The organism is Segatella copri (assembly GCF_024330485.1).
Lineage (GTDB): Bacteria > Bacteroidota > Bacteroidia > Bacteroidales > Bacteroidaceae > Prevotella > Prevotella copri_L.
This window is the reverse complement of record NZ_JANDWX010000001.1, coordinates 302286-328902: the sequence shown is the minus strand read 5'-3', so window position 1 is coordinate 328902 and position 26617 is coordinate 302286. Positions and strand designations below refer to the sequence as shown.

At 44.9% G+C, this 26617-nt stretch carries 20 protein-coding genes and 1 pseudogene; 16 read left to right on the top strand and 5 right to left on the bottom strand.

The window, feature by feature from the left end; genetic code table 11:
• Positions 1-10: 10 nt before the first annotated feature.
• Positions 11-2341 carry a penicillin-binding protein 1A gene (locus NNC77_RS01275; protein ID WP_118062886.1) on the bottom strand — a complete coding sequence of 777 codons (2331 nt, stop codon included), beginning with the start codon at positions 2339-2341 and terminating at the stop codon, positions 11-13.
• A 115-nt stretch (positions 2342-2456) separates the two neighbouring features.
• Here NNC77_RS01275 and pyrB point away from each other — a divergent pair, with 115 nt between their 5' ends.
• The 4 genes from pyrB (at position 2457) to NNC77_RS01255 (ending at position 6341) form a co-directional block, all read left to right on the top strand.
• Positions 2457-3404, top strand: a complete 948-nt coding sequence (gene pyrB, locus NNC77_RS01270; protein WP_118062888.1) for an aspartate carbamoyltransferase — start codon at positions 2457-2459, stop codon at positions 3402-3404.
• Positions 3405-3593: 189 nt separating this feature from the next.
• Entirely contained in the window at positions 3594-4058 is a 465-nt protein-coding gene (gene pyrI / locus NNC77_RS01265) for an aspartate carbamoyltransferase regulatory subunit (RefSeq protein WP_117587317.1), read from the top strand.
• Between the two features lie 132 nt (positions 4059-4190).
• The gene (gene glyA / locus NNC77_RS01260; protein WP_117587318.1) at positions 4191-5471 is read left to right on the top strand and encodes a serine hydroxymethyltransferase; all 1281 of its coding nucleotides are present in this window, start codon (positions 4191-4193) and stop codon (positions 5469-5471) included.
• A 90-nt stretch (positions 5472-5561) separates the two neighbouring features.
• Positions 5562-6341 (top strand): DUF5020 family protein, encoded by a 780-nt coding sequence (locus tag NNC77_RS01255; protein ID WP_254969671.1) that lies wholly within the window; start codon positions 5562-5564, stop codon positions 6339-6341.
• Between the two features lie 101 nt (positions 6342-6442).
• On the opposite strand, the gene NNC77_RS01250 is transcribed toward NNC77_RS01255, so the two are convergent.
• Positions 6443-7309 carry a GIN domain-containing protein gene (locus NNC77_RS01250; RefSeq protein WP_254969670.1) on the bottom strand — a complete coding sequence of 289 codons (867 nt, stop codon included), beginning with the start codon at positions 7307-7309 and terminating at the stop codon, positions 6443-6445.
• Positions 7310-7788: 479 nt separating this feature from the next.
• Between NNC77_RS01250 and NNC77_RS01245 the strand changes: the two genes are divergently transcribed.
• The 12 genes and pseudogenes from NNC77_RS01245 to NNC77_RS01190 all read left to right on the top strand — a co-directional run bounded on the left by NNC77_RS01245 (position 7789) and on the right by NNC77_RS01190 (position 22919).
• Positions 7789-8658 (top strand): Rpn family recombination-promoting nuclease/putative transposase, encoded by an 870-nt coding sequence (locus NNC77_RS01245; protein ID WP_254969669.1) that lies wholly within the window; start codon positions 7789-7791, stop codon positions 8656-8658.
• 57 nt (positions 8659-8715) lie between these two features.
• Entirely contained in the window at positions 8716-8982 is a 267-nt protein-coding gene (locus tag NNC77_RS01240) for a hypothetical protein (protein WP_117588171.1), read from the top strand.
• 38 nt (positions 8983-9020) lie between these two features.
• The gene (locus tag NNC77_RS01235) at positions 9021-9212 is read left to right on the top strand and encodes a hypothetical protein (RefSeq protein WP_022121808.1); all 192 of its coding nucleotides are present in this window, start codon (positions 9021-9023) and stop codon (positions 9210-9212) included.
• Positions 9212-9358, top strand: a pseudogene (locus tag NNC77_RS01230) (zeta toxin family protein); the annotation flags it as partial. The gene NNC77_RS01235 and the pseudogene NNC77_RS01230, both read left to right, overlap by 1 nt.
• 1059 nt (positions 9359-10417) lie before the next feature.
• The gene (locus NNC77_RS01225) at positions 10418-12877 is read left to right on the top strand and encodes a hypothetical protein (protein WP_254969668.1); all 2460 of its coding nucleotides are present in this window, start codon (positions 10418-10420) and stop codon (positions 12875-12877) included.
• A 128-nt stretch (positions 12878-13005) separates the two neighbouring features.
• Positions 13006-15492, top strand: a complete 2487-nt coding sequence (locus tag NNC77_RS01220) for a PQQ-like beta-propeller repeat protein (RefSeq protein WP_254969666.1) — start codon at positions 13006-13008, stop codon at positions 15490-15492.
• 148 nt (positions 15493-15640) lie between these two features.
• On the top strand, positions 15641-16978 hold the full coding sequence (locus NNC77_RS01215) for a hypothetical protein (RefSeq protein WP_254969665.1): 1338 nt from the start codon (positions 15641-15643) through the stop codon (positions 16976-16978).
• An 18-nt stretch (positions 16979-16996) separates the two neighbouring features.
• On the top strand, positions 16997-18178 hold the full coding sequence (locus NNC77_RS01210) for a multidrug transporter (RefSeq protein WP_254986842.1): 1182 nt from the start codon (positions 16997-16999) through the stop codon (positions 18176-18178).
• Between the two features lie 3 nt (positions 18179-18181).
• Positions 18182-19801, top strand: coding sequence for a hypothetical protein (locus NNC77_RS01205; RefSeq protein ID WP_254969663.1), 1620 nt, complete (start codon positions 18182-18184; stop codon positions 19799-19801).
• A gap of 26 nt (positions 19802-19827) precedes the next feature.
• Positions 19828-21144, top strand: a complete 1317-nt coding sequence (locus NNC77_RS01200) for a glycosyltransferase family 2 protein (RefSeq protein ID WP_119237795.1) — start codon at positions 19828-19830, stop codon at positions 21142-21144.
• Positions 21145-21233: 89 nt separating this feature from the next.
• Complete coding sequence (locus tag NNC77_RS01195) at positions 21234-22490, top strand: nucleotide sugar dehydrogenase (RefSeq protein ID WP_254969662.1); 1257 nt, start codon at positions 21234-21236, stop codon at positions 22488-22490.
• 45 nt (positions 22491-22535) lie between these two features.
• Positions 22536-22919: a response regulator gene (locus tag NNC77_RS01190; RefSeq protein WP_234563800.1), complete on the top strand. Its 384-nt coding sequence runs from the start codon at positions 22536-22538 to the stop codon at positions 22917-22919.
• On the opposite strand, the gene pflA is transcribed toward NNC77_RS01190, so the two are convergent.
• The 3 genes from pflA to pflB all read right to left on the bottom strand — a co-directional run bounded on the left by pflA (position 22916) and on the right by pflB (position 26373).
• On the bottom strand, positions 22916-23644 hold the full coding sequence (gene pflA, locus NNC77_RS01185; RefSeq protein ID WP_254969661.1) for a pyruvate formate-lyase-activating protein: 729 nt from the start codon (positions 23642-23644) through the stop codon (positions 22916-22918). The two genes, NNC77_RS01190 and pflA, sit on opposite strands and share 4 nt — an antisense overlap.
• A 103-nt stretch (positions 23645-23747) precedes the next feature.
• On the bottom strand, positions 23748-23966 hold the full coding sequence (locus NNC77_RS01180; protein ID WP_118062908.1) for a DUF6722 family protein: 219 nt from the start codon (positions 23964-23966) through the stop codon (positions 23748-23750).
• 160 nt (positions 23967-24126) lie between these two features.
• Positions 24127-26373: a formate C-acetyltransferase gene (pflB, locus tag NNC77_RS01175; protein WP_117727143.1), complete on the bottom strand. Its 2247-nt coding sequence runs from the start codon at positions 26371-26373 to the stop codon at positions 24127-24129.
• Positions 26374-26617 lie beyond the last annotated feature (244 nt).

The following is a 26617-nucleotide window of genomic DNA, read 5'->3' as shown; positions in this document are numbered from 1 at the left end:
GCCTTGGTTTTTATTCGAAAACTTCGTCGATGCTGCCACCTCCTACTTCCTCAAAGTCATCCTGTTCGGCTGCCTTGCGGGAACAAGGATTGTAGTCTTCCGGCAAATCGAACTTGATAGCAGGACTGATACCCAGCGACGGGTCGGCATAAACCTTCTTCATGAATATCGCCCAGATAGGCAAAGCCATGGTAGCACCCTGACCCATACTCATGGAATCGAAGTGGATATCACGCTCCTCACCACCTACCCAGCAGCCACTTACGAGTTGTGGAGTAAAGCCGATAAACCAACCGTCGCTATTATTGTTGGTAGTACCGGTCTTGGCGCCAATCTGGCCTTCCAGGTTATAACGGTAGCGCAGTCTTCCTGCCGTACCATTATCCACTACGCCCATCAGCATGGTGAGCATCTTCATGGCATTATCGGCACTGATCACCTCGTTCATACGTGGCTGGAAGGTAGCAATCGTATTGCCCTCATTATCCTCGATGCGGCTTACAAACATAGGAGCAGTACGGATGCCGTGGTTGGCAAATACGGTATAAGCGCTCACCATCTCGCTGACACTTACCTCACATGGTCCCAGACAGAGACTCATGGATGCATGGATATCAGGACTGTTGATGCCGAAGTCGCGCAACATCTGTACGAACTGCTGCGGATTGAGCTTACTCATCAGATAAGCACTCACCCAGTTGCTACTCTGCGCCAATCCCCAACTCAGCGGTACCATCTGTCCGGCACGTGAATGGTTGGCATTGCGAGGTGTCCACGGACGACCTGCCACCATATAGGTCCGCTGACGGTTAGGCGCCAGATCGCAAGGCTGGAAGCCGTTAGACATCGCCAGACTGTAAAGGAATGGCTTGATGGTAGAACCCACCTGCCGGCGTCCCAGACTCACCATATCATACATGAAATGAGTATAATCCAATCCACCCACATACGCCTTCACAGCACCCGTCTTAGGATCCATGCTCATAAAACCGCTACGCAGAAAACTCTTGTAATAACGGATAGAATCGAGCGGACTCATCAGCGTATCAATATCACCATGATAGGTAAATACGGTCATCTCCTGCTTCTTGCGGAATGCCGCCTTGATTTCATCCTCAGAATATCCCGCAGCCTTCATCGTACGGTAACGCTCACTCTGGGTGATACTGCGGTTCAGTATACTCTTAATCTGTTGCGGTGTCAGCTTATCGCTGTATGGCGAGCTTGGTTTGCGGGCTATCTCTGCACTGAAGCGAGGCTGCAGATAGCGGGCTACATGCTGATACATAGCCTCTTCCGCATACTGCTGTATACGGCTATCGATAGTTGTAAACACCTTCAGTCCATCACTGTATACATTATATGGCGAACCATCCTTCTTATAGTTCTTGTTGCACCATCCATAGAGCGGATCATTATCCCACTGGATAGAATCCACCACAAACTGGGCACGGTTCCAGGATGGATAATCACTGCGCTCCGGACGCTTAGCCATCATATACTGGCGAAGGAACTCACGCAGATAAGTAGCCGAACCATCCTTATGGTCGGTACGGTGGAAATTGAGTGTCAGCGGCTCAGCAGCATACTGGCTATACTCGCTCCGGCTCAGATATCCCGCCTTCACCATCTGCGAAAGAACCACATTTCTGCGCTCCCTCGCTCTCTCCGGATAGCGAACCGGATTGAAGAGCGACGGATTCTTGCACAGTCCGATGAGCGTTGCCGACTCACAGAGGGTCAGATTCTTCGGTTCCTTATTAAAATAGGTATTGGCCGCCGTCTTGATTCCTACAGCATTGTGCAGGAAATCGAAGTAATTGAGATAGAGAGCAAGAATCTCCTCTTTGGTATAATAGCGTTCCAGCTTCACCGCAATCACCCACTCTATCGGCTTCTGCAACAATCGTTCCATCGTACTGCCTGCCTTCTCAGAATAAAGCTGCTTGGCGAGCTGCTGCGTGATGGTACTTCCACCACCCGCATTAGTCTGTCCCAGGATACCACGCTTGACGATGGCACGTCCCAGTGCACGGAAGTCGATACCTGAATGCTCATAGAATCGCTCATCCTCAGTAGCCACCAGTGCCTTTATTAAATAAGGTGACATTTTCTTATAAGGAATCACGATACGGTTCTCCTTGTTCAGGTTCCACGTACCAAGCACCTTGCCATCGGCAGAGTAAACCTGGGTGGCAAATCTGTTGATAGGATTCTGCAGATCCTCGATGTCGGGCATGTAGCCAATCATTCCAAACCAGATGGCAACAAAGGCAAGAATTACCATGAGTATTCCAGTGCCGAAAACAGCCCATAAAATATGTATAAATCGCTTTCTCATCACTATTTCTTTAAATATTTGTGCAAAATTACATAAAAGTTTTGACTTATCACACATAAATCAGATTTTTTATGTAACTTTGTGGGCGATTTTAGAACATTCAATCAAATTTCAAATGGAAAAACATAATTTTGTGACCATTGCAGACCTTTCCAAGGAGAAAATCATGTACCTCCTGGAAATGGCGCAAGAGTTCGAAAAGCACCCGAACAGGGAGTTGTTGAAGGGAAAGGTCGTAGCGACCCTTTTCTTCGAGCCATCTACTCGTACCCAACTCAGTTTCCAAACCGCTGCCAACCGTCTTGGTGCCCGTGTCATTGGTTTCTCTGATGCCAAGACATCCAGTACCACCAAGGGTGAGACCCTCAAGGATACCATCCTGATGGTAAGCAACTATGCCGATGTAATCGCCATGCGCCATTTCATCGAGGGAGCAGCCCAGTATGCCAGCGAGGTAGCACCAGTGCCTATCGTAAATGCAGGCGACGGCGCTCACATGCACCCTTCACAGTGCCTGCTCGACCTCTACTCTATCTACAAGACCCAGGGTACCCTGGAGAACTTGAACATCTATCTTGTGGGTGACCTCAAATATGGCCGCACCGTTCACTCACTTATCACAGCTATGCGCCACTTCAACCCTACTTTCCATTTCATCGCACCTAAGGAACTCGCCATGCCAGAAGAGTATAAACTCTACTGCAAGGAGCACAACATCAAATATGTTGAGCACGAGGACTTTAACGAAGATGTGATTGCAGGTGCCGACATCCTCTACATGACCCGTGTACAGAAGGAGCGTTTCAGCGACCTGATGGAGTATGAACGCGTAAAGAACGTGTATATCCTGAAGCGTGACATGCTCTGCAAGGCGAAGGAGAACATGAAGATCATGCATCCGCTGCCACGTGTCAACGAGATTGCTTACGATGTAGACGATGATCCACATGCATACTATATCCAGCAGGCTCAGAACGGTCTCTATGCACGTGAGGCTATCTTCTGCCACTGCCTCGGCATCTCGCTCGATGATGTAAAGAACGATAAAAGCATAATTGAATAATGTTGAATGTTGAATATTGAATAATGTTGAATGTTGAATGTTGAATGTTGAGTTGCCTAACGGACACTTAACATGGGCCTCAAGGGCGCAAGCCTCACTCAACATTCAACACTCAACACTCAACACTCAACACTCAACACTCAACACTCAACACTCAACACTCAACACTCAACATTTAAAAAAAAAGAGATGGGAAATAATAAAAGTCAATTAGTGGTTGCGGCTATCGAGAACGGTACCGTAATCGACCATATACCAGCCGAAAAGACCTATCAGGTAGTAAATCTGCTCCAGTTGGAGAAGATGGAGACTCCTGTTACTATCGGCTACAACCTGCCAAGCAAGAAGATTGGCAAGAAGGGCATCATCAAGGTTGCCAACAAGTATTTTACCGATGAGGAAATCAACCGACTCTCTGTCGTTGCGCCTAACATCGGACTGAGTATCATCAAAGACTACGAAATCGTAGAGAAGAAGACCGTCAAGACTCCTGATACGCTGAAGGGCATCGTAAAGTGCAACAACCCTAAGTGCATCACCAACAACGAGCCTATGCAGACCCTCTTCCATACCGTAGACAAAGTGCTCGGTATCGTACGTTGCCACTACTGCGACAAAGAGCAGCAATTGGGCAAAGTAGAGCTCTGCAAGTAATAAAAACAGGTAGTTTATAACAAAAAGTAAGCAATACCACTCAAAATGTTACGATTTATTTGGTAGTTTGAGAGATATTGCTTATTTTTGCACCCGATTTCATTAAACATCAACCATAAAAAGAAAAGGGAAATGGTAAAAGATCAAGAGATTTTCGACTTAATCGAAAGAGAACATCAGCGCCAGCTGAAAGGTATGGAGCTTATCGCTTCTGAGAATTTCGTGAGTGACGAGGTGATGAACGCTATGGGTTCTTACCTTACTAACAAGTATGCCGAGGGACTGCCAGGCAAACGTTATTATGGCGGATGCCAGGTAGTTGACATCGTAGAGAACCTCGCCATTGAGCGTGTAAAGAAGGTGTTCGGTGCTGAGTATGCCAACGTACAGCCTCACTCAGGTGCGCAGGCTAACGCTGCTGTTCTGCTTGCCGTATTGAAGCCAGGTGATACCTTTATGGGCTTGAACCTCGACCACGGCGGCCACCTCTCTCATGGTAGCCACGTCAATACATCCGGTATTCTCTACAACCCTATCGGCTACAACCTGAACAAGGAGACAGGCCGTGTAGACTACGACGAGATGGAGAAACTGGCTCTTGAGCACAAACCAAAACTGATTATCGGTGGTGGTAGCGCTTACAGCCGCGAGTGGGATTATGCCCGCATGCGCAAGATTGCCGATGAAGTAGGCGCTCTCCTCATGATCGATATGGCTCACCCTGCAGGTCTGATTGCAGCCGGTCTGCTCGACAACCCATTGAAGTATGCGCACATCGTTACTTCTACTACTCACAAGACCCTCCGTGGTCCTCGTGGCGGTATCATTCTGATGGGCAAGGATTTTGACAACCCATGGGGTTTGACTACCAAGAAGGGCGAGGTTAAGAAGATGAGCATGCTCTTGAATTCTGCCGTATTCCCAGGTCAGCAGGGTGGTCCGCTGGAGCACGTCATCGCTGCCAAGGCAGTAGCCTTCAATGAGAATCTGCAGCCTTCATGGAAGGAGTATGCTACTCAGGTAAAGAAGAATGCAGCCGTACTCGCAGATGACCTCATCGGTCGCGGATTCGGTATCGTGAGCGGTGGTACAGACAACCATTCTATGCTCGTAGATCTCCGAAGTAAATATCCAGATCTTACAGGTAAAGTAGCTGAGAATGCGCTGGTTGCAGCCGACATCACAGTCAACAAGAACATGGTTCCATTCGACAGCCGTTCAGCCTTCCAGACATCAGGTATCCGCCTGGGTACAGCAGCCATGACCACACGTGGCGCCAAGGAAGACATGATGCATCTCATAGCCGAACTCATCGAGGAGGTTCTGAATGCTCCTGAGGACGAGAAGGTCATTGCCCGCGTTCGCGAAAAGGTGAATGCTACAATGAAGGATTACCCTCTCTTTGCATACTAATCGTTACGGATAAATATAATTACAAACTGCGGGCCTTCCGTCCGCAGTTTTTTGTTTCATTTAATAAATAATAAAGAAAAGAAAAAATTTATGAAAAAGATGAAAAGCCTACTGCTCATGGCACTTGCGTTGCTCCCTGCGAGCAAAACTTTAGCACAGACCAACGCCCAAGTTTTCTACGACTTCGGCAGTGACCGCAAGTTTGTTACCCTCACACTCGAAATGTTCAAGCAGGACAAATGGGGTAACACTTATTTCTTTGTAGACCACGACTTCAATTACGACAAGATGGACACCAGCAGTCCAAACGTGGCACAGGGTGGTACCTACACAGAGATTTCACGTGCATTGAACTTCTGGCAGAACAGCCCAATGAAGAACTGGAGCCTCCACGTAGAGTATAATGGTGGTATTACCAAGAACTACCCTATCAACAATGCCTGGCTCTTCGGTGTGGAGTATTTCATGCACGACAAGAGTTTCAAGAACACCTTGACACTCCAGGCACTCTACAAGACTATCCGCAAGACCGACCAGAACGTACCAATGCAGTTGACTGCTGTTTGGGGATGCAAAGACATCTTTGGATTAAAGGGATTGAACTTTAGCGGTTTCGCAGATTTCTGGTGGGAGGACCACAGTTCTTTCCTGGATAAGGATGGCGACCCGAAGCTCGACAAGGATGGCAACATCGATTACAAAGCTGAGCACACCGTCTTCACTACTGAGCCACAGCTCTGGTACAACGTAGGTCAGCACTTCGGCTGCGAGAACCTGAGCGTAGGTAGCGAGGTAGAAATCAGCCACAACTTCGGCAGCAATGCCGGCTGGATGGTTCGCCCTTGCCTCGGTGTAAAGTGGGACTTCTAATTACGAACTTTCTTAGCTGCGGAAAATTTTCAAAAATTCATTTTAAAAATTTTCCGCACTAATTCTTAACCACTTTATTTTCTGTTTTCCAACAACTTACGTTACTTTCTTACCGTCAATCCACCATCAGAAATCCCTCCGATTCCGCCTTTTTTCTTATTGTACTGACGGGTTACGCCGCTCAAGTCAACCCCTCCAACACCTTCAGAAGTAGCGTTTACACTCTGGCAGTCAACCTTGGCTTTCACACTGCCCACGCCCTCGTTCTTGATAATCAGGTTGCCACCCTTAAACATTCCCAGATTAACCGAGCCTACGCCCTCGTTATCCAGTTTCACACTTCCCATCTCAATCTTAGAGATTTTCACCGAGCCTACGCCTTCGTTATCAATGTTCATATCATCTCCAGCCACATCATCGATATTTACCGAGCCACCCCCCTCGTTGGTTATCTCCAGTTTGTTGGCAAGAACCTTCCCAATCTTGACAGAGCCTACACCCTCGTTATCGATTTTCAGGCGGTCGCTATTGATGCTCTTGGCATAGAATGAGCCCACGCCTTCCTGTGCAATCTTCACCAGGTCGGGGCTGGTGATATAAATCTTGAGTCTATTCTTTTCAGAGTTACACGCGGCAGGCACTTTGAGCTTTCCGTTGAGTCCGATCTTCACCTCGCCGTCACGATAAACCACCTTGAGTTTCTCCTTGAGTTTCTGTGCGAACTCAGCATCCTTGATGGCAGAGTAATCCAATCGAACACTGCATTCATCGCCATTGTTCTGGGTATAATAAACGCTGGCAATCACATCCACGTCGATAGCCTTGAAAGGCTTCTCGGTCAAATCATCCTGCGTAAAGTTGAGACTTCCCTTCATTTCACTGGCAGAAGATCCCATACTGCAAGAACTCAAGCCCATTGGGGCTAAGAATAAAGCGGCAGCCACCGCCCAAATACATAATTTCTTCATATCATTTCTATTTTATGTTTCTAAATACGTGATATACCGAATACCTTTTTGTTTCGGAAATCTGATGGTTAGACGTAAGAAGATACATAAAGGTTGCAGGAAAAAAGAAAAAATGCAGAAAAAAAAGTGCAACAGAAAGCTATTCTCACTGGAACAGTCTCCTGTTCTTACTGAAATAGCCTTCGTTAGTCACTGAAATAATATTCGTTGACCATTGAAGTAAGCCACACTCCAATTTCAAGCAAGCAACACGCCATAACATTAAGGTATTCAAGGAAAAGGCACAAATTCTACAAGGCGTTGCAATAGATTTATTTTTCTATATCCCCCAATGCAAAAAATTGCCTAAAAATTTGGAAGTTACAAATTTTCAGCGTATCTTTGCAGAAGATTGTACGGCGCTCGGCAATTCGAAAGCAAGCTTTCATTGCACTCACTGACATAATCTTTGCAAAAGTATTAATTTAAATGAATCGCGTATGAAACAGGTAGAAGAAAGATACATCAGCTTGCTGACCGACTTCGGTTTCAAGCGAATTTTTGGAACAGCGATGAACAAGGATTTGCTCATTTGCTTCCTCAACAGCTTGTTTAATGGCAAACAGGTTGTGAAGGACGTGTCGTATCTGAATCCGGAGCACGTGGGAGATGTATATACCGACCGCAGAGCCATCTTTGATGTATATTGTGAGGGCGAAAACGGCGAAAAGTTCATCGTAGAAATGCAGAATGCGTACCAGACGTATTTCAAGGATCGCGCCCTTTTCTACTCTACTTTCCCGATTCGCGAACAGGCACCCAAGGGGAATGAATGGGATTTCAAACTCAATCATATCTATACCGTTGCCCTGCTCAACTTCAACATGAACGAGGATGCTTTCGACAAGGAGAAAATCCGCCATCATGTGCAGTTATGCGACACAGCTACCCACAAAGTATTTTACGACAAACTCGAATATATCTATGTAGAAATTTCTAAGTTTAACAAACCCCTGGAAGAACTGGATACGCTCTACGAGAAGTGGCTCTATGCACTGAAGAACCTCTATAAGCTTACCCAGCGCCCTAAAGAGCTGTGCGACAAAGTCTTCGACCGTCTCTTCGAGGAAGCCGAGATAGCCAAGTTCACTCCGCAGGAAATGCGGGAGTACGAAACCAGCAAGATGGCATATCGCGACATCAAGAATTCCGTAGACACTGCTAAGCGTGAAGGTATAGCTGAAGGCATGGAAAGAAGAAGTCTTGAGATTGCCAGAAAGATGCTGGCAAAGGGCATAGATGAAGCGACGGTAAAGGAAATAACCGGGCTGTCGGTGGAACATATACTGCAGCTAAAAGCAGAAATATAGATTACTTATTTGCTGAGCAGAAAATAACAGTAACAACATGTCTTAGATTTTTTTAATATGACAACATTAGAGTTACAAACAGAATATCAATCACTCGTCAACATAATTGCCAACGAGGATTACGAGACAATAAGCAAGGCTGTCAAAGCACTGAAGAAAATACTGTCTCCTAACAAGGCTGTGTCTCCCAACAAGACAAAGACTAAGAAAATAACCAAGGCAGAATTAGTTATAGACCCAAGAATTGCAGCCATGACTAAAGGCATCAACTCGCCAGAGTCATTCGACTACAAAAACGAATACTACAAGGACTACATGAAATAAGATGATATGAAACAGGTTTTCTTAGATACAAATGTGATATGATTTCAGAAAAAGAATTAAATAGCTATCGGCTGACAAGCATGGAAGAGCCAACAGATGAAATGCTGGCTCAGATTATGCATGAGGCAGCCGAAATATACAACAGAGAAAACGAAGAAGCTTACAGAAGTTATTTTGCCAATATGCAAAAACAGGCTAAAGAACAACGACAAAAATTCAATTTGAACTAATGGAGGCAAAAATACACAAACCCGTTTTAATTGTCATTGCAGGACCTAATGGTTCTGGGAAGACAACAATAACCAGTCGTGTATTACACCACGAATGGCTAGAAGATTCTATTTATATCAACCCAGACAATATTGCACAAAAAGAGCAAAGAACCACCCTCCACCTCGTCACCACAACACATATCCAACATCGTATTCCCAACATTTGTTTTACTGGTTTACAGAACGACCGTAGGGAGTGATAACTCCTTTAACTCATTTAACTTCCCTTAACTTCCCCAGATACGAAAGTTCAATATAATATGCGAAACTTCAAATTTTCTTCGTTAATATTTGTTTAAATATCAGTCCTTTTTCGGCATTGTTAACTTCTTTTATCTGATAATTGTTTAACACAACATAAGACGGGATACCCTACCCCCACTCGCTTTTCAAAGATTTCAGCGGTAAGAAAAGAGAAAAAATGGAACCCTAAAAAAATGGCACCTCTTTCGGAACCAAAAACAAACGCTTAAAATATGTAAAAACGGACCAAATTCTTAAAATATGTTTATAAAAAGCGAAAAACACCCTTCACCACCCTTCACCCGTAACTATTTGACACATAAAACGTTAAATAAAAAGGTGAAGGGTGAAGGTTTGAAAACTCTTTTTTATATATACGCGCGGCAAGGGAAAAAATCAGTTTTTTCATTTTTCTGACTTTCCGGTTTTTCCAAAAATCCTAAAAAAAGAATATATATATAAGATTTAAAATATACCCTTCACCCTTCACCACAACACATATCCATCATCGTATTCCCAACATTTGTTTTCCTGGTTTATTCTTCGGAGATATTCTGCTATCTTTCGGAGATATTTTCGTATTCTTCGGAGATATTCTGCTATCTTTCGGAGTAATTTTCGGGTTAATGAGTTCAGAAATAGTTATCGTTTGACAAGCGGAAGAGCCTATTCGTTATTGCCCACAACAAACCAACCTAATGAGTATCAGAACAAAAAGTAGCGAATTAAGTTTATTTAACCTTAGAAAACTACTACTTATGAAATAATTTCATTAAATTTGCAGCGTCTAAGAGCCACTTGTGAGTGTATGCGAGATGATGATAGTCAAACCACCCTAAAAAAGCAACGAGCTTGAGGACAAAAATATAAGTAAATGGAATCAAACAAAAACTGAAAGTACAATTTAAACTAAAATAGATATGAAATTATTCAATTCTAAGCTTGCTGCCATCGGTTTGGCGGCATTCGTATTCGCATCATGTAGCGACAACACAAGTGATCCTACAGGAGGTTCATCTCCAGCTAAGGTAGATGCCACAACTCTCGACCTCACTAACAGCGGAGAGTCTCTGTTTTCTAGCGTCATCAACTACAAGAACACAACAGCTAATGCCCGTAAGTTCTTTGGTACAAGAGCAGCCAGTGACGCAAATTTCATAACTGAACTCTACGAGGAAAACGAGGGAAACAAAGACAAAGAGAACACGATACCAAAGCAGCCTGCTACGGCTACTCAGGCTTTAGGTAACGACAACCTAAAAGATGGAATTTTCTACTTAAAGAAATCTGCTGGTGAGTGTGACTTCTCAAAAAACACTATCAAGAATGCAACTATCTTCGTAAATGGAGGTGCAAAATTAATATATTCTGCAAATACTTTCGAAAACGCAACAATCGTTGTAAAGCAGGGCGGTTCCCTGATTTTCAAGGGCACAGGTACAATGATCAAGCAGGGAGTTACTGTCTATAACGAACTTGGTTATGTCAAGACTGAAGACCCTGCAACAGACATCATTATTGAAGGAAAGTTATTCTCATCTTGGAGAGGTATTACCAGCGGCCTTGATGAAAATGGCAACGCAGTTAAACCAAAGGAACTCAAGTCCGGTTTAGGACAGCTTACAGCAGACAAGACAAGTCCTACACAGAAAATCACCTTCAAGACTGGTTCAAAGGCATGTATCATCGGTTCTATCCGTGGTACAGAAGTAAACGTTGAGGAAGGTGCCAACGTATATGCATCAGCTCACGTTTGGAATGCTACTACTGTTAACATCAATGGTAACCTGCAAATCGGCGGTTTCCTGAAGACAGCAGATCTGAACCTCAACACAAATGGTTATCTGAAGGCTGGCGACAAGAGTGCCATCAAGGTTACCAATATATTGACCATGAATGCCGGTTCACAGATTGATGCTAACTACATCAATGTTACCTTGAACGAAAAGGATACCCACAAGAAGGTAACTAAGGTAGGTGAAGCACAGCTCATCCTGAAGGGTGCCTGCAAGATCAACATTGCGGACAAGGGTGTTATCAATGTTAACAAGCTTATCTCTTATAACGATGCAAAAGGCCAAATCAGCCTGGAAAAAGCTGGCGGTTTAGCTATTGTTAAGGCAGACGAGTTCCACAACGATGGTGCAGAAAACATCCAGGCATTCGATACTCCTGCAGAAGGTGCTACCTTCCTGTTCCAGTTCACAAAATGCTTTAATGGCGAGAACCAGCTTCCTACAGCAGAGGATCTTGACATTGCAGCATCATACCTCGACTATGACAAGGCTACCACTGGTGATTTGGTTAAGTTGAAGGATGCTGATAACAAGCAATATGGTTATGAATTGACTGCAACAACAGAGAACTTGAGCAACAAACCAAAACTGGATTTGTTTTCTGCAGCTGGAGTTACAGAGAATACCCTCTCTGCAACATCTATCCAGGCTGCTAACGACAAGTTGTATGTTACATACCACACCCAGGGCAATGATAAGAGTCATATGGGAGGCGGATTGGAAGTTGCTCATATCGACGGTAAGAACCTTATTCTCGATCAGGCTGTTTCAGCTCAGGGAGGATTGGATGTAAACTATGGCATGATTGACGGCAACCGCTTCTACGTTGCTGCTACATCTTACAAGGAAGGTGCTTTCTTGGGTTATGCCAATCTGTCAAATGGTCAGTTGAGCGACACCAAGCTTGTTACCTACCCTATCGACAAGACAAATCCAAACAATGGCATTGATGCCAATAGTGTAGTCAAGTATAAAGACAACTTCGTTTTGGCAACAAACAAGGGTTATCAGGTTTACAACTCTACATTCACCCTGCGTACTCCACACCTCACAACAAATGACGTGAAGTTCGTAGCTGTTGGCAATGACAAACTCTATGGTTTGGAAGCAAATGGTACAACTACAGGTACTGTCAACATCTTTAACAACATCAATCTGGAAAATCCTCAGAGCTATACCACAGAAGGTAAAGTGGGTGTTGTTGATGGTAAAAACACCATCGCTGTAGATGGTACAAACCTTTACGTATGCCAAGGTGACGGCGGACTTGTACGCTACGATGCAAATGGCAATCCTACAGTATTGTTCGATGCTCCTATAGGCGAAAGTAACAAGGTTATCGGTCGCGTAAACGGTGTTGCAGTAGATTCAAAATACATTTACGTAGCATGTGGCGGTTATGGACTCGTTGTATTGGACAAGACCAAGGCTAAGGGTGAGAACGTTGTAGCCCGTCGCCGTGCATTCTATGATGGCAAGGAGAGCTACAACTCAGCTAACTATGTAACCCTTTACAAGGATTATATCTGTGTAGCTTACGGCCGCAGCCGCGTTCAGATTTTCAAGTTGGTAAATACTAAGTAATCAACTAAATAAATCTGTTCTCCCGCACCTTAACCAACAGGTGTGGGAGAACAAACCTTTAAAGGCTAGAACAATAGCAAAAAGGTGAAAGCTAATTTATACACAAAAACGACAAAAGAAAGATTAACATGAAACATCATTTTACAAAACTTGTTACTTTCTCTTTCGCAGCAATGCTCCTGGCATCTTGTAGCGATTCTAATGACAACCCTTTCGTTCCAAACCCTGGTGAAGTCACAAAAAACATAATAGGTGAAGAAGTGACATCCATCACCGACCCTCAGGAATTAGCAGGTAGCGTTATCAACTACAAAGCGAAAGCAGCAACAAGAGCTGCCGGCGCAACTACAGCTAACCTAAGCGACGTTTATGAAATGCCTAGCTTGCCTAGCCATGACGGAGCTATCGAAATCAAGAATAACGATGGATGTAAGGGACTGGATGGTACCAAGACCTACATCATCAAGAAAGGCACAAAAATAAGCAGTGAGCTCAACATGAACGGAGCCACTCTGTTTATCGAAGGCGAACTGACTACAAAAAATCTATGGAATAATTCAGTCTGGATAAACAATGCCGCACAAAAAGGAAAAATCTACATCCTCAAAGGAGGAACATTACATATAGACAACAATAACACTGCTCTTTTCAATAATACAGGAGTATATTGCTACAATTATGGTGGAACTCTGAAAAAAGAGGGCAGCAACATGTATCTGGAACAAGGAGATGCCTACTTTACTACCGGAAACATTGAAGTAAAAAATGAACTAAAAGTTAAAGGATTGCTTTATGTGGGCGGCGATGCCACAGTAGGTAAACTGTCAACTGAGTCTGATGCCAAAATCAATATACAAGGCAATCTTCTTGGTACAGAAAAGCAGGATTTGTCCGTAGATGGATGCATCCTGAACATCAACGGAAAAGCAAAAGTCAACAAGCTGACAATTCAAGGTTCTACTCCAAAACTTTATGCTTGTTCATTTGAAGTGACAGACAAGATGGTTCTCAATTCAAATGGCGCTGAAGCGCACATCAACAATCTGAAGACAGGAGCTATCGACCAGTGTGCAGGAAGTAACATTTATCTGGTTAACAACAGCGTCATCGACTGTAAGGGTACTTACAAGAATGACAACAATGGCAACGACAGTAGAGTCATTCTTCAAGGAGACAATGCAAATGCCATCTTCAGAGCAGCAGAGGTGAAATACAACGGAAATAATGATGCCGGCAATATTCTTATTGCTCCGGGAACCTACGCATATTTCTCAACCTGCTATATCTTCCGAGCTAGCGGAAACGGAGGCGTTATCTATATGGACTGCGATAAGTTTACCAACAATGGAAATTCGGCAAATTATACTTATGCTCCAGGTCTTTCAGACAATACAAAGAGATATGATATGTATAATGACCCTGTTGTCAAAACATCATGTGACGGTACGACACCAGCCCCTACACCAACTCCAAACCCTGAACCAGGCAAGAAGATTGATGTGATTTCCGTGATTGATTATACAAATCATACTCACGACATCTCTGCAACATGTATTCAGCCATATAATGGCAAATTATACATGTCGTACCACACCAATGAAGAGAACCAGGCAGATCCAAGCAAGAAGACTGGAGGTTGTATCGAAGTGTTTAAAACAGAAAACAACCAGACTACCATGTTGCAGTATCTGCAAGATAAGAAGGAACTCTACGACTTCAACCACCTTATGGTGGACGGCAAAGATGCTACAAAGTACGTATATATTGCCGGTCACTCAACCAATGGCGGTATGATGGGTAGAATCGCTTTGGATAGCAACGGACTTCTCAACACAGAAGTTACGGACATCGACGAGACTACTACGTTAAACCCTCTCACCATCGTAGATTGGGAACATACAGGTTTGGAAAAATCTGACGAGAACTGCATCGTAAGAGACGGAAACAAACTGATGGTGGCATCTACCAGAGGATACGGAGTATATGATGCAAACACGCTGGATTTAATCGGCAAGAAAGAAACGCCAGGCAAGGCTAAGCACATCGCACTGAACAACCAGTATATTGTTACACTCCACTACAACAACGAAGTAGAAAGTGACGATGAGGCTGTAAGTGGTACACTACAGGTCTTCCCATTAGGTGCCGACATTCTTACAGCAACACCAGCAAAGACCATCAACGTAAGCAGCATTGCTCCAAACGACGGTAAGAATACAATAGCCATCGACGGCAATCATATCTACGTTTGCCGAAGTGCCAAGGGTTTATCCTGCTACGACCTTACCACTGGTAAGGAAGTATGGAACTGGGGAGCTCCGCTCACTGCTAATACCAAGGTTCCACAGGGATATGCAAATGGTGTAACATACGATGCCAATTACATCTACCTGGCTTGCGGAAGTTATGGACTGGTAGTTCTTGACAAAAACAAAATGGAAGACGGCAAACCTGTAAAGGTTGTCAAGAAGAGAGCTGAAGCAGGAATGTCTGCCAACTATGTCACACTGGATGGAGGTTATATCTATGTGGCATATGGTAAGAGCCGACTCCGTGTCATGAAGCTCATTGATGGTGCCGCATCTGGAAATGATACCAATTATGGCACAAAGTAAGTGATTTATCAAATATAAGAAACACCAGATGAATGCAGCTGCAAAAGCTCGCAGCTGCATTCATCGTGTTTAATAACTCATTATGAAGCGAAAAATAATACTATACTCAACTACAGCTCTGCTACTTCTCATGGCAGCACAAAGCGCTATGGCTCAGACGAAAGGCAAAAAGCCGAAAAGTTTCAGCCCTAAGATGCTCGTATATGAGAATCTGAAGAACGATAATGTACTGAGACACTTCAAACTGCGCTTCGCACAACTCGACACTCTCATCAAAAACCCTATCTGGGTGAAAGCACCAGTCATAGAACTGGGACTCAATAAACAGCATCACGCTGATATCAACAAGACCGACTCTCTGTTCTGGTCGAAAACTGCACATGAGCACCTTGCGCTCAACAGACACAACGGTCTGGAAGTGACCGGACAGGTTTATGCCCGACCTGACGCGTACTTCGATTCTGATGAAGACGATGCAAAAGAGGTATCAAAATATAAGATGAAGGTTCAAGCCGAACTGGGATGGAACATCATCAATTCGAAGTTCTACCAAGGCAAAGAGAAAAGAACGAAGATTGCTCTTGCCAATGAACTCGACCGCTTGCAAATTAAAAAGCGCCAAACTGCAGACATATATGAAAAGGCAGCCGATGAGCTGACCGAACAATATAATTTCTATATCGGTACTGTCATAGCACACAGACTGGACAACCTCGACATCATGAACGAAGCGTACCAGTTTATGCTGGAAAAAGACCGAATCAGCAACGACAAGATGCTGAAAGTGATGAACGATAAGTTGGAGGCTGAATACGACATCTCCGTGCTCTGCACAGACAGAGATATCAGCAACAAGCCTATCTACCGCATCAAACCAACCAAGATTGTGGTAGACACAACAGCCCTCTGGAACCATCTGAACCAGGAAAGTCTGGATGCACGCATCATGATGGTGAAAGAACAGATTGCTGACAACGACAGCAAGCTGACCAACTATTTAAGCACTACCCGACTCACACCATTCGCAAGATGGTCGAGTTACTGGCAGAGCAACAACAAGATTTCTAACAATGCCGACGTGGGCGTAAGATTCACCATTCCTATCTGGAACGAAACGCCACGCAAACGACAGGCACTGGAGACCCAGAAGGAAATCATACGCAGCAGCCGCGGTACCGATGTGAAGGAAATCAAGCAGTCGGTAGGCATCCTGCTCAAGAAGATAGACAACCTGAACAAGGCTATAGCCACCGAGGCTTTCCATATAGACCAGACCGGCAAATATATCGAAATGCGGCGGTTTGCCTACCAGAACCAGAAACAGGGATACAACTATCTGATGCGTATGGACGAATATACGGGACTCCTGGAAAGTATGGAGCGTATGTACAAACTGATGCAGAACCGAGCCCTCGCTATCATCAATATCGAGAAAGCCGTGAGCATCTATAACAACAATAATATCTTCAAAGAAATAGAACTTTGAATGTAAGGAAACTAGAATATGAATGAATTCCAATATAATGGCACGCCACAAGAACAGGCGATGGCAGACTTGCTGAAGTCGCAGAGTCACCGCCTTGCCAGACAGCAGATCATCTTTGCTCTGATCTTCCTGCTGGTTATCGTGCTTGCCGCCTACTATATTGTCACTCGTATGATATGGGCAACCTTCGACGGTTATATAACCCTCGATGAAAACCATATCAGTGCCGTTGACGACATCTATATCCTTAAGGTGAACAAAGAAATGGGTGAAGTGGTGCATAAGGGAGATACGCTCTACTCTTATGTACTGCTAGGTAACATTGTGAACCAATACGACCCGAACATTCTGCCTTCTGCCGTAAAGGAGACTCACGACATGGAGGTACAGGCTAAACTCGCCCAGCAGGAGATTCCTGTATTGCGCACCCGACTTGCAGAACTGAGAAAACAGAAAGCCTCTGAAAGTTCGGACATCTACTACGGTCTTACCGACAACACCAAGCGAAATGCACTGGATGCCGAGATTGCCGAGGTAGAAGAAGAACTGAGAAAGCAGGCTAAAAAGGTGGAAATCTACGCACAGGCTAAGAACACCACCTATAACTTCATGAGCCGCAGAGGAGCCGGCAGAGCAAATGCTGCCATGCCTTACTCCAACACCAGCATCTACAACCCAGGTCTGATACACTACTGCTGTGCACCAGCCGATGCTTACATCTCAAAAATCAATGTGAGCGACAAAACCCTGGTGTTCAAAAGCGAGGAGGTGATGGTTATCCAGCATACCGACTATGCAGACTGCCATCTGGGCGTAATCGCATACGTACCAAATGACATGGTAAAGTATATGGAAAGCCCTGACGATGCAGACATCATCATCAACAAAGACCTGGAACTGCAGGCTAAGTTGCAGATGGTAGGTCTGAGAGTAGAGGAAATACCAAAGCATCTGCAGAGTAACTTCTCGCATGATGCCAACGCAGTGGTTGCCGTCTTCACCCTGAACCCGAACCAGAGAGTACCGGCATGGGTAATGAGCAACAGACTGCCGGTAAGAATAAGAGTGAACAAGATTGGTGCCATGCTCGATCCGAAGCCACTGCCGATGTACACCATCCCAGTAGGCAAGAACGAAAACGTGAAGCGAAGCAACATGATTTCGAGCGGCAACAATAATCATCAAGCTAAAACGAAATAAAGAATGATTGGACTTAGAAGAAACAAACGTGGAGATATGGTGCTCACCATCGATAGCTATATAGATATCGACTCGACACCGGACATCCAGCCCGACTACTTCGATTGTATTTACATCAATACGAAGAGTGAGCGTGCGTTCCATGCTATACTGTATGGAGCCAGTCCAATCTTATCGTGGAAATGTAGCTACAAACCGATATTCGTCAATACGGCGTTATCGGGAAAGGAACAGATCATCGACTATATCGTCGATGCCTATGTGAGCGACATGAACAATGAAAAGGTATATGAGATTATTGACAAAATCAAGCTGGCAAGACAGAAGTTTGGTGTAAAAAGCGAAACAAGCCGTCCTACACAGCCTAACCAGATCTTTGCCAACATCCTGAAATACCTGCTCTCAAGAGACCAGCGAATCATAGGACACCGACTGCTGGAGAAATCATCTTTGGGATATATCAACCCAATCTTCGAGCACTATCACAGTATGGGTCTCTTCCATCTCAACGAGATGTTCATGTTCATCGACTCTATGGTGGAGTTTGGTTCACTGCGCATTCACCGTTTCCTGCTCAAGGAGCATCTATGCCCTAAGTGCAACCACTCTCACCTGCTCTATACAGAGTGCTGTCCGAAGTGCGGAAGTTCGAACCTGAAGATTCAGAACATCATCCACCACTTCAGCTGCGCCAACGTATCGCCAGAGAGCAGCTACAATGTGGGCGGTATGCTCATCTGTCCGAAGTGTCACAAGAAACTGCGCCACATCGGTGTTGACTATGACAGACCAGCCGTGGTATATACCTGCAACGACTGCGAGAACTCATTTACCTCGCCTATCACCAAGTCAACCTGCTGCTACTGCCAGAGCACCTATCCGGTAAACGCCCTGGTGCCACGAGACGTTGTGGACTACGAGATAACGGAAGAAGGAATCAGAGCACTGACAAGTGGCAATATCATGTTCAACAACATGGCGAACATCTATGATAACTTCATGGAATATTACCTGCTGATAAACCGACTGCGACGCCAGCTGATGGAAACCTACCGCAAGGATGAACTCTCGGTCATGGTAGGCAAGATATGGATTATAGATGATAACAAGGATACCGTAAAGATAAAGGAAAGCATACAGGGCAAGCTCTGTAGAATCTTCTCCAATCACAAGGTGTCTTACAACAACAATATCTTCTACGTATCCTCAACCCTCTATGAGCAGGGAGAAACCGTGGAAGAGGCTCAGCAGAAATTGAGCAAGGAGATGTCGGTAGCCATCAGAAAGGTGGCCGACTCGATAGAACCGGACGAGATTATCTGCAGCATGCTGGAAACCAAGACGAAGACCATCGCCAACAACTATGACGAGTTCTTCAACAAACTGCAATATGTGGATATGACTCCAGACGACTACTGCCACTACTCAGAGGAACCTCTGATGAAGGAAGAAGAGAAAGAGGTGAAGCCGCAGGAAGAGCTGCTTGATACGGAGCCGAAGGAAGATGAAAACGACAAGATACAGAAGCGCATCGTGCTCTACAAGAAACTCGTTGCCATCCTTGTCACCATCGCAGGTATACTCATAATCATGGCCCTCTTGGCGCTCACCGTGCTGAGATAAGCCATCAAGAAGAAAGGGAAAAGCGTATGTTTAGCATAGCAGAACATCTGAACGATTTCTTCGACTGGATCAGCACGCTATCGTTTAGCAGTATCGTGAATACCTACTGGTTCCTCTTCTTCATCGAGATGCCAAGATATTATATCCTGGAATATCTCGTAATCGGAAACCGACTGATGAAGAGAAACCGGATAGATAAAGAGAAAGAATATGCCAAGTACTTCCTGTACCGCGAGAATCCACTCGTAAGCATCCTCGTACCGGGAAAGAACGAAGGCAAACATATATTCAAAATGGTGAACTCACTGGCTGAGCAAACCTACCGGAACTACGAAATCATTGTGGTAGACGATGGTAGCGACGACGACACCAAACTGATTTGTAACGACCTCTACCGGGCTGGGTACATCACCCACTACCTGAGGTTGGATACAAGAGGCGGTAAAGCTGCCGCCAGCAACTATGGAGCCCAGATGGCAAGAGGCAAATACATCGTATGCCTGGATGCCGACTCTTCGCTCGACCGTGATGCACTGGAGAAGATTCTACTCCCCTTCTACATCGACGGAATGGTAAAGGGCGTAGGAGGATGTGTGAAAGTGCGCAACTACAAGGAAACCATCTGCTCATCGCTGCAGGCTTTCGAATACCTGAAGCGAATACAGGTGGGACGTATCGTAACCAGCGAACTGGGTATCTACCACATCATTTCGGGAGCATTCGGAGCCTTCGAAAGAAAGACGCTGAAGGAAGTGGGCTATTGGGACATAGGACCGGGACTGGACGGTGACCTGACACAGAAGATCCGCAAAGCCGGATATAAAGTGAAATTTGCCGAAGATGCCATCTGTATGACCAATGTGCCTACCAAATGGTATAAGCTGTATCATCAGCGCATCAGATGGTCGCGCTCGCTCGTGAGATTCCGTCTACGCAAGCATGCCGACATTCTGCTGCCTACCAAGAACTGGAGTATCCTTAACTGGTTATCCAACATGGAGAGTGTAGTTTTCGACTGCTTCCTCAATTTTCTGTGGTTGTGGTATATCATCAAGCTCGCCATCACGTTTAACACGCACATCATCGAGGTGCTGGCACTGGGCTACTTCATCAGAGTATGCTTCTCACAGCTTGCCTTCATCCTGGTGCTGATGGTTTCAGAAAGAAAGAAAGACGTGTGGTTCCTTTACAGATACCTGCCACTGATGTCGCCTTATACAGGTTATTTCCTGCGTATCGCCCGCCTGTCGGCTCATCTGCAAGAGATCTTCTTCCGACGTTCTTACAAGGACGCATGGAACCCTGAGAAGACTTCGCGCTATGCTCAGCTCGAAGGAATCTAAAAGATCCGAGTTACTTGCTGTAACGTACATACAGCAGGGAGCTCCCAATAAAAGAAACAACATTATAAAACATAAACAGAATATAGTATATGGTAAACAAGTCTTTTGAGTTTAAGATTGGAGTAATAGGATTGGGGTATGTTGGTACTCCACTAGCATGCTTATTCTCAAAGAAATACGATACATGGGGTTATGACATCAAAGCTGAGAAGGTAGACAAGTTAGCCAAAAGTACAATGACAGACAACAAACCTGTATGCAAGGCATTGAAACAGGGATTGAAACTGACCAGCAACATTGATGCCCTGAAGAAGTGTAACGTGTATATCATCGCTGTACCGACACCGGTGAACAAATCTAACAAGCCAGACATCAGCTGCGTGCGCAATGCTACAGCTGAGGTTGGCAGGATTCTGAAAGAAGGTGATATCGTGGTATACGAAAGTACCGTTTACCCAGGTCTGACAGAAGAGGTCTGCGCTCCATTGCTGGCATCAACATCTGGATTGAAATTAAACCAGAGTTTCTTTGTAGGCTTCTCGCCAGAGCGCATCAACCCGGGCGATACTGTTCATACCATCGAGAACATCGTGAAGGTTACCAGCGGTTCTACACCTGAAGCAGCAGCTATCATCGACAGCCTCTATGCTTCAGTACTTACCCATGGCACCTACAAGGCGAAGAGTATCAGAATAGCAGAGGCATGTAAACTGATGGAGAACTGCCAGAGAGACGTGCAGATAGCCTTCTTCAATGAGATGGAAAAGATTTTCGACAAGATGAACATCAACATTGAAGACGTAACGGCGGCAGCAAGCACAAAATGGAATTTCATACCAGCTACTCCAGGACTCGTTGGCGGCCACTGCATCGCAGTAGACCCATACTACCTGATTAACAAGGCACAGGAGGTTGACGTGGTACCATCGCTGCTCTCTACAGCCCGCGAGGTTAACGAGCAGATGGCGGTATGGATGGCAGGAAAGATAAAGAATGCATCTGAAAGCAGAAAGTTCAAGGCTCCGGAGACTAACGTGCTGATTCTCGGCTTCTCGTTCAAGCCAGACAGCGATGATATCAGAAACACAAAAGTAGCCGATCTCTATATCAACCTGGTAGGAGCAGGTTACAAAACCACACTCTACGATCCATTGGTAGATGTAGAGGAAGTAAAAAAAGAATATAACATCAAGGTGACAGATGATCCTAAAGTTCTGGAAAAAGAGTATCAGATTGTGGTAATCGGTACTCATCACAAGATGTTCGACAGTATCGACATGAACAATCTAATCACTGATAAAGGATTCATGTGCGACATCTACGGCATTCACAAGCCAAGAAACTAGATCTTCAAGATCGGAAAGAACCTACATAAAATAGACCAGTGAAAAATGGAAAAGAACAAAGTGCTAATCGTCGATGATATTTCAGAAAATATTAAAACTATTTCTGAAATGATAAAGGACTTTGACATCGACGTGAAAACTGCCAATGGCGGAAAAGAAGCCATTGAACTGATTGACTCATTCAAGCCGGACGTGATACTGCTCGACTTGATGATGCCACATGTAAATGGGTGGGACGTAATAGACCATGTACGCTCTAAATACTCGAAAAGTGAAATGGTCATCATCGTGGTTTCCCTGTTAAGCAACAAGGATAATGTGGATGAATGCTACGAGCTTGGAGTAAACGACTACATCACAAAGCCTATCATCAAAGCCCGTCTCACCAGCTCGCTAGATGCTCATCTAAGCAGTCTTGCAAGAAGCTAAAGTGCCTCTTGCAAGATTGCTTCTGCATGAGCAATGCGATCACTAGTAGGAGGATCTATGCCTTCCAGCGGGTAGACAATACCTAGTTTCTCATACTTGTAGATACCCATCGTATGATAGGGTAAGACATCTATACGCTCAATGTTTGAGAGTGTAGAAAGAAAATCACGCAACTGATAGAGGTATTCATCCTTGTCGGTAATACCAGGAATCAGGACGTGACGAATCCATACTGGTTTGTGTATCTCGCTTAAATATCGTGCACAATCCAGTATGTTTACATTAGAATGGCGGGTGAGTTTACGATGCTCTTCATCGTTGATATGCTTGATATCAAGAAGAACAGTATCTGTGACGGTCATCAGACGCTCGAATTTATCGAAGAAAGCACCCTCTTTCCTAAATGGTTGCGCTGATGTATCAAGACAGGTATTGATGCCACGCTGATGGGCTTTCTCGAAAAGTTCGATGAGAAAGTCTATCTGCATCAGGGCTTCTCCACCACTTACGGTGATGCCGCCCTTGTCACCCCAATAACTCTTGAATCGCTCTGCCTTATCCAGCAGGTCATCGGCACTCCACTCCTCTCCTACCCCCGTCTTCCAGGAATCCGGGTTATGGCAGAACTGGCAGCGCATGGGACAACCTTGCAGAAAGATCAAAAATCTGATGCCTGGTCCATCTACAGAACCAAAGCTCTCTATGCTGTGAACAAATCCTTTCATGCGCCGACTTTCTTTTCTTGGTAATTATCCCAAAGAATAAAAGCAAGCCCAGGAACGACTATAAGAGCAGTGACGACACCCAAAAAATCAACTAAATCCATAATTATTTCTTTTTATTTTTAGACTTTATTATAAAATACATTCCTAATGCAACTATCAAGACCATAAAGAAAACGCCCCAAGCATACAACCTAGTTCTATCTATATTATCTTGCATAATTCCTGCAAAAATGACACCACCAAGAATGAGCTTGACAACATCAAAACAGAATTTGTAACCCTCTTCATAAAGGGCTTTCTTTTGTTCATTATTTAGTTTCATACCGCAAAGATAGCACTTTTTTCAATACCAAGTTTAAATTTGCAGTTAAATAAGCTAAATTGCCCGCTAAATATCCTCGGAAAGAAAATCTAGCGGGCAATCTATATGTTACAAAGAGACAAGAGAATTCTTCACTCTTCCCTCTTCATTCTTCACTTCCTTAGAGTCTCTCGTGAGCCTGACGAGCGATTACGTCGAGCTGCTGCTCACGTGTCAAGTCGATGAACTTAACAGCGTAACCACTTACACGGATGGTGAAGTTCTGGTACTCTTCCTTCTCTGGGTGCTCCATTGCATCCTTGAGCTTGTCGATACCGAATACGTTCACGTTCAGGTGGTGAGAACCCTGGTTGAAGTAACCATCCAATACACCTACCAATGTCTGGGCACGCTCCTCATCGTTGTGACCGAGAGCACCAGGACTGATGGTCTGAGTATTAGAGATACCATCGAGAGCATACTCGTATGGCAACTTAGCTACTGAGTTCAATGAAGCCAAAAGACCGTTCTTCTCTGCACCGTAAGATGGGTTAGCACCTGGAGCCAAAGGAGCACCGGCTGGACGACCATCAGGCATGTTGCTGGTGTACTTACCGTATACTACATTTGATGTGATAGTCAGGATAGATGTAGTAGGCTCAGAATTGCGGTATGTATGATGCTTCTTGATCATGTTCATGAAGGTCTTGAGCAACCATACTGCAATCTCATCAGCACGCTCATCATCGTTACCGTAACGTGGGAAGTCACCCTCGGTCTTGAAGCTGAGAGGGAAACCGGTCTCATCACGGACGATGTTTACCTTGGCATACTTGATAGCTGAGATAGAGTCAACCACGTGGCTGAAACCAGCGATACCTGTAGCGAAAGTACGACGAACATCTGTATCGATGAGCGCCAACTCTGCTGCCTCGTAGAAATACTTATCGTGCATGTAGTGGATGAGGTTCAATGTCTTCACATAAACGCCAGCCAACCAGTCCATCATATCCATGAAACGTGGCATGAACTCCTCGTATGTCAACACATCACCCTCAACGGCGCGATACTTAGGACCGCACTGCTCGCGTGTCTTTGAATCAACACCGCCAGATACAGCGTAGGTCAAGCACTTAGCCAAGTTGGCACGTGCACCGAAGAACTGCATCTCCTTACCTGTCTGTGTAGCTGATACACAGCAGCAGATGCTATAGTCGTCACCCCAAACTGGGCGCATTACGTCATCGTTCTCATACTGGATAGAGCTTGTCTTTACAGAGATGAGAGAAGCATAGTGCTTGAATGCCTTTGGCAAGCGAGAGCTATAGAGTACAGTGAGGTTTGGCTCTGGTGAAGGACCCATGTTCTCCAATGTATGGAGGAAACGGTAATCGTTCTTGGTAACCATTGAGCGGCCATCCTGACCCATACCACCTACCTCGAGAGTAGCCCAAACTGGGTCGCCGGTGAAGAGTTCGTTGTAAGAAGGGATACGGGCGAACTTAACCATACGGAACTTCATGACCAAGTGGTCGATGAGCTCCTGAGCCTCATCCTCGGTAAGAGTACCCTCGTTCAAGTCGCGCTGGATATAGATATCGAGGAATGTAGAGATACGGCCTACAGACATCGCAGCACCATTCTGAGTCTTCACAGCTCCGAGGTAACCGAAGTACAACCACTGAACAGCCTCACGAGCGTTCTTAGCTGGCTGGCTGATATCGTAGCCATACAACTGAGCCATCTCCTTCAAGCCCTTGAGCGCCTTAATCTGCATAGCAACCTCTTCACGAAGACGGATAACGTCGTCGATCATCTCACGGTCGCCCATGTTAGCGAGGTCGTTCTTCTTCTCCTCGATGAGGAAGTCGATACCATAGAGGGCCACACGACGGTAGTCACCTACGATACGGCCGCGACCATAAGTATCAGGAAGACCGGTAAGAATGTGGTTATGGCGAACGAGCTTCATCTCTGGAGTATAAGCATCGAATACGCCATCATTATGAGTTTTGCAATACTTGTGGAAGATTTCGTGGAGCTTCTCTGATGGCTGATAGCCGTATGTAGTACAAGCCTGCTCCGCCATCTTGATACCACCGTAAGGCATGAAGGCACGCTTCAGAGGCTTATCAGTCTGAAGACCTACCACTTTCTCCAAATCCTTGGTACCCTCACCAATATAGGCAGCACCATAAGCTGTCAATCCTGAAACGATTTCTGTTTCCATATCAAGCACACCACCCTTGGCGCGCTCCTCCTTCTGGAGTTCCTTCAACATACCCCAAAGGGTGTTAGTTGCCTGAGTAGGTTCTGCAAGGAACGACTCATCGCCGTCATAACAAGTGTAGTTGTTCTGAATGAAATCACGAAGATTCACTTCACTCTGCCACATGTTTCCTTTGAAACCTCTCCATTCTGTTTTTATCATTTTAATACTTTTTTATAAAGTTAATAATTATATATTTTGCACACACTATCTATTTTGAGTTGGTTTTACACCTATTATATATAGTAAAATAAAAAAGCCCGAACACGTTTGTGCCCGGGTTTTTAAGCACCTTTATCTGAAGGTGCGTATATCATGATGTTATCGCTCTTGCCGACAGCATCTGTTTTTCCTATATATCCTAAGTTAATTCCCACTATTAATTTCATGTCTTTTAAATTCA